The organism is Paenibacillus sp. P4_A7, assembly GCF_056402455.1.
This window is the reverse complement of record NZ_JBFUHJ010000393.1, coordinates 1-5,396: the sequence shown is the minus strand read 5'-3', so window position 1 is coordinate 5,396 and position 5,396 is coordinate 1. Positions and strand designations below refer to the sequence as shown.

Genomic DNA, 5,396 nt, shown 5'->3' with positions numbered 1-5,396 from the left:
CGGCAAGCCCGATGCGACAGATGCTGAGGTAGAGGCAGCTTCAAAGGCAGCAAGTGCGCACTCCTTCATTACCTCGTTTCCCGATGGCTACGAGGCACAGATTGGAGAACGCGGCGTGAAGCTGTCTGGTGGTCAGAAGCAGCGTATCTCGATTGCACGCGCCATTTTAAAAAATCCACGACTTATTATTTTGGATGAAGCGACCTCCTCTCTCGACACGGAGTCCGAAAGATCGATCCAAGATGCACTGACCTATCTGCTTAAGGGACGCACCTGCCTCGTCATTGCACATCGACTATCGACGATTCAACAGGCTGACTTCATCTATGTGCTCGATAAAGGCAAAATCATTGAACACGGAACGCATGATACGCTGCTCACTCAGCAAGGGAAGTACAGTCAGCTCTATGAGCTGCAATTCCCTCAGAAGGCAGTTGTGGAAGAGGCTGAGAATGCTCCTGTATCTGGGCGTAAGGAACGCAACCGCTAATGCATTGATCATTAGAAGTCTTCATACTGCTATAAGAATAAACAAATGGGGGTGCCCACGGTCGATGACCTGAGCAACCCCATTTGTTTTAGCTTTTGTTAATTTGTCGTATCATGAGAAACCTTGCGGCCGTGGCTTACCTTTGTATCTTTTTTATGATTGTGATTGGAAAACTCATCGGACTCCGCAGCTTGCTTCTGTCCCATAAACGGCCACCAATTGGCAGGACCGAACATGCGCACCATTACCGGAATGAACAGCGGAAGCATAAGCAGCGCGTATATGAATAGTCCACATAATACGATCGTTGCAATTTGCAAGAGTGACATAACCCCTGACGGCAGCATAGCAGCAAATGTACCGCCTAGAATAACAGCCGCCGACATAATGACTGTGCCCATATTTTTCATGGCATCCAGAATGGCTTGCTGCGGCGACAAATGAYGGTACTCCTTGAAGCGATCCATCAAGAAAATACTATAATCGATACCAAGCGCCACCAGCATAACGAAGCCGAAGAACGGCACCGCCCAGCTAATGCCAGACTGTCCGAGTAATCGTACGAATATAACCTCTGCAATCGCCATCGACGTATAGAACGTCACTAGAAGCGAAGCGATTAAGTATATCGGCATTACGATCGAACGGAATAAAATAATAAGAATAATCGAGATACCGATCAGCATCAATACGACAGTACGTGAATAATCCGCTGATGATATATTTTTGAGATCATTGTTCATGCTTGTTACGCCGCCAATGGCTACTTGAGCAGCTTTATAATCCGTACTTTGAATCGCACGATGTACAGCCGATTCGAGACCATCAATTTCATTCATAGTCTCCAGTGCATACGGATTAGTACTGAATACAACGTCAAACTTCGCAGTCTGACGATCCTCCGACATGTAAACGTTCAGAGCGGCTTGGAATTCCTCATTCGCAATTGCTTCCTCAGGAATGTACCAGCCTGTCATTTGTTTGTTCGGCGAATCCGCAAGTCCATTTAAGTAGCCTCCAGCAGAAGCTAATCCGCTCTTCACCTGCGTCAGTCCATCTACGCTTTGGTCAAGACCACTTGTAAGCTCGCCAAGCTGATCATTTAAAGCAGCAAAGCCTGCTTGCAGCTCTTTCTGTCCGTTCGAAAGCTCTGTGAAGCCTTGCGTAACACCAGGCAGCTTGGAAACGATCTGACCTTGACCTGCCGCTGCCCGCGCAATACCTGTTTGCAGCTCGGCAAGACCAGCCGCAAGCTTGCCTAAGCCATTCGCAAGCGCCTTTTGACCGCCTGCAGCTTGCTCATAGCCGGCATTTGCCTGCTGCATACCCGTCGATATGCCGCCAAGCTTCTCATTCAGCTGTGTTAACTGTCCGCCAATGCCTGCCGCGCCCTGCTGCAGCTGAACAAGTGAGCTTAGAGCTTGTTGGAACTTCTCATCGTCCTTAAGATCTGGATAGCTGTCTTGCAAGCTGTCGAGTCCTTGCGTCACGCCAGTCAGCCCTGTAGCCAGCTTGGTTTGTTCTGTCGCTATTGCACGGTAAGCGCCAGTCAATTGACCAAGCCCACCGCCAAGCTGCTCATAACTGGCAAGCAGCTTACGGCTCGCTGCTTCAAGCTGCTCCGCACTCGCTTGAGCTTCCTTCAAACCAGCGCTCAGCTCCTTGGCACCAGCAGATCCATCAAGCAGGCCCTTCTGAATTTGCTTCAAGCCCGTGCCCAGCTGCTCGACACCTGACTTCAGCTCATTTGTACCATCTACGAGCTTGCCTGCACCCTTCACAGCTTCATTCAGCTTAGGTCCGTTCTCATTAAGCGCATTGCTGGCTTCAGACAAGCCACTACTGATTTCCCCAAGTCCGCTGCCGCTTTGTCCAAGTCCATCTTCAAGCGTGACCACTTGATCAGACACGAGGAATTGCTCCATTACATCACCTGTAGGACGCGTTGCGCTTCGAACAAGCTTGACTCCGTTCGTCTTCGCCAGCTCACGGGTTACTTGCTCCAAAGTCGCAAGGCCTTCTGGTGTATCAAGCGGTTTATCCGTTTTTACAACAACTGTCGTCGGCAATGAATCGCCAGGTCCGAAGCTTTCCGAAATAATATTGAACGCTTTAACGGAATCGTATTTATCACCGATCTCATCGAGCGAGTTGAAGGATATATTCCCTTTGTATGACACTAAGAAAGGAACGATAATGACTGCTAAAATAAGTAGCGCCCACAATGGTCGTTTCAGTGAAAACTTACCTACAGATCCCCATAGCTTGCTCTGCTTATGCTCGAGCGAGCCTTTGGCAGGCCAGAACAGCTTTGGACCGAGCACCGCCATGAAAAAAGGCACAACGGTAAACAAAGCAATTAATAGTACGGCTACACCGACTGCAACCGCAACGGCTGAGCGGTAGAGGACAAAGGTTGAGAAGCCAATGGCTGCAAAGCCTACTAGCACCGCAAGTCCAGAGAAAAACACCGTCCTGCCCGCTGTGCGGTAAGTATGAAGGATCGCCTCTGTCTTATTGCCCCCGCGATGAGCAAGCTCTTCCTTAAATCGACTGATGAGCAATATGCAATAATCTGTTCCGATACCGAAGAGCACCGCTACCAAGAAAATTTGCGTAAAGTTCGAAAGCGGGAAATCCAAATATTTGACTAAGTACGCCACAATCGATTGGGTGACTAAGTACGTAAAACCAACCGCAAGAAGCGGTACTATCGGCGCTACCGCTGAACGGAAAACTAGGAACAAAATAATTAATATAAATCCGAGTGTAATAAATTCTGTTTTCTTAAGCCCTTCTTGCGAGCTTTGCACAACATCCTCAGAAATAAGCCAGTTGCCAGTAAAATAGTGTTCAACCTTTACATCCGAAATGGCATCATATAAGCCATCACGCAGCTCCGACAGCTCTCGATCACCAGCCTCCACATTCACCAGAGTAAGCACGGTGCTGCCATCCTCAGACAGCATTTGCGCCTTCAATTGCTCCGTGTCAAAATGGCTGGTGACGGAGAGCACGCCTATGCTCTCCCCCGCGCTTTTCAGCTTATCAACGCCGTTTTTAACATCAGTCAGTTCCGCATCGGATAAGCCGCCGTCTTTGTGAAATACGAGAACGGTAGCCATCCCGCTAGCTCCGTTATCCCCGCCAATGGCTTGTTCCAGATCACTAGCTATCGTCGATGAATAGCCTTCCGGGACCATAACCTGCCCTTTCGTTCGAACAAGCTCTTCCATATTCGGCGCGCTAAGCATCAACCCTACCGCTGCAACCAGCCACAGTGCCAGTACCAGCCATCTAAGCTTTAAAATGGTTCTCATCTTTTGTCTCCTTCTCATTAGACTTTGCTTTGTTAGCAGGGTTTAACTTACGAATTCATCATTTCCTTCGCGAGTTTTTCAAACGTGTTAATAAAGGCGGTAGCTTCCTGCTCATCAAAATGCTTCATATATTTCGAAAGCAGCTGTTGAATCTTCTCCTCCATCATGTCGCATATTTGAACGCCCTCTTCGGTTAAAGCCAAATAAATGACTCTCCGGTCTTTCTCATCCGGCAGTCTTTTAATGAGGTTTTTGTCCGACAAACGCGTAATAATAGCAGTTATGGAGCTTTTCCCTACACAAAAAATATCCGCCAGCTCAGAAGATGTGCTCATATTCTGTGCTCGCAAGTAACGAAGCGTCGCAAATTGATCAATTGTCAGCTCTCCCGGCATAATCTCGCGGAACATGGCATTCACCCTGCGGTTTACGACGAAGTTAGCCGCCTCGTAACGATCAATGATTTGCTTTAAGTCCATCTTGTTGCTTCCCCCTCAAATGATTGCACTGTTGAATAGTTCGACAATAAAACTATATCAGACAGATGTTTCCAAATCAACATTATAAATATGAACGTATCGTGAACGAATTATGGAAATTGATGAGATAAACTATTTGCTTTTTTAGACTCCAAATTACTATACTAAGCAAGAGAATGGATAAATATAACTGGAGGTATGTTGCATGTATGATATCGCTATTATTGGTGCAGGCCCGGCAGGTGCAAGCGCTGCTATTTTCACTGCCAAAGCAGGAAAGAAAACACTTATGTTTGAAAATAACAAAGGAATGACGAAGCGTGCTTGGTTTGAGAACTACTATGGCATTTCAGAAATCAACGGCCCTGACCTCGTGGATACTGGCAAAAAGCAAGCAGCGAAGTTCGGTGCAGAAATCAAAGAAGAATCGGTGCAAAATATTACAGCCATTGACGGTGGTCTTCAAATTGAAACAGATGCGGGCACTTACACGGCAAAGCATGTTCTCTTTGCGACAGGCGCTTTGACCGATCTCGCTGAGCATGTCGGATTGACAACCAAACCTGGTACGGAACCACGAATCAAAACGATTATCGACGTTGATACAAGTGGCAAGACAAATATTGCTGGCGTTTGGGCGGCAGGTACTGCTGCAGGTGTAAGCGTGCATGCCGTTGTTACTGCAGGCGATGGCGCAAAAGCAGCTATCAACATCATTAGCGAGCTTAATGACGAGCGTTATGTAGATCACGATATGTTTAAGGGATAACGAATTATTGTTAACTGAAACCGCYTATGCGGATTTCTACAGCAGCTTCTCCTATGACAAATAAGCCCGTATCAGACTACTAACTGATACGGGCTTATTTCTGTCTAAAAGGGAGAGAAAGAAGGGTTATAGAATATTTTGTCGAATATTATAGGTAAATTATCCCTCAAAATTAGCCTTATCGTATAATTTACATACATTCGGGAGGACTCTCGTGAGCAGCCAACTGATTCAGCCTTATAAGAAACAACTCACTCTCGCTCTCTCTTTTGCTGGCTTTATGCTGCTAGCTCTCTTCGCTGATATGAATCATTTCGAATTCCTGTACGGTATTTCAT

At 47.0% G+C, this 5,396-nt stretch carries 4 protein-coding genes; 2 read left to right on the top strand and 2 right to left on the bottom strand.

Annotated features, from left to right (window positions below):
- Window positions 1-490, top strand: a 490-nt coding sequence (locus tag AC1DWN_RS27120; protein WP_477562000.1) for an ATP-binding cassette domain-containing protein, incomplete at its 5' end; no start/stop codon positions are given.
- A 98-nt stretch (window positions 491-588) separates the two neighbouring features.
- Here the strand turns inward: AC1DWN_RS27120 and AC1DWN_RS27115 are convergent.
- On the bottom strand, window positions 589-3,810 hold the full coding sequence (locus tag AC1DWN_RS27115; RefSeq protein WP_477561999.1) for an MMPL family transporter: 3,222 nt from the start codon (window positions 3,808-3,810) through the stop codon (window positions 589-591).
- 47 nt (window positions 3,811-3,857) lie between these two features.
- Window positions 3,858-4,289 carry a MarR family winged helix-turn-helix transcriptional regulator gene (locus tag AC1DWN_RS27110; RefSeq protein WP_477561998.1) on the bottom strand — a complete coding sequence of 144 codons (432 nt, stop codon included), beginning with the start codon at window positions 4,287-4,289 and terminating at the stop codon, window positions 3,858-3,860.
- Window positions 4,290-4,494: 205 nt separating this feature from the next.
- Between AC1DWN_RS27110 and AC1DWN_RS27105 the strand changes: the two genes are divergently transcribed.
- Entirely contained in the window at window positions 4,495-5,058 is a 564-nt protein-coding gene (locus tag AC1DWN_RS27105; protein ID WP_477561997.1) for an FAD-dependent oxidoreductase, read from the top strand.
- The last annotated feature ends 338 nt before the right edge of the window (window positions 5,059-5,396 follow it).

Coding starts and splice junctions, on each gene's coding strand:
- AC1DWN_RS27110 (WP_477561998.1), bottom strand. CDS start 4,289: ATGGACTTAAAGCAAATCATTGATCGTTACGAGGCGGCTAACTTCGTC.
- AC1DWN_RS27105 (WP_477561997.1), top strand. CDS start 4,495: ATGTATGATATCGCTATTATTGGTGCAGGCCCGGCAGGTGCAAGCGCT.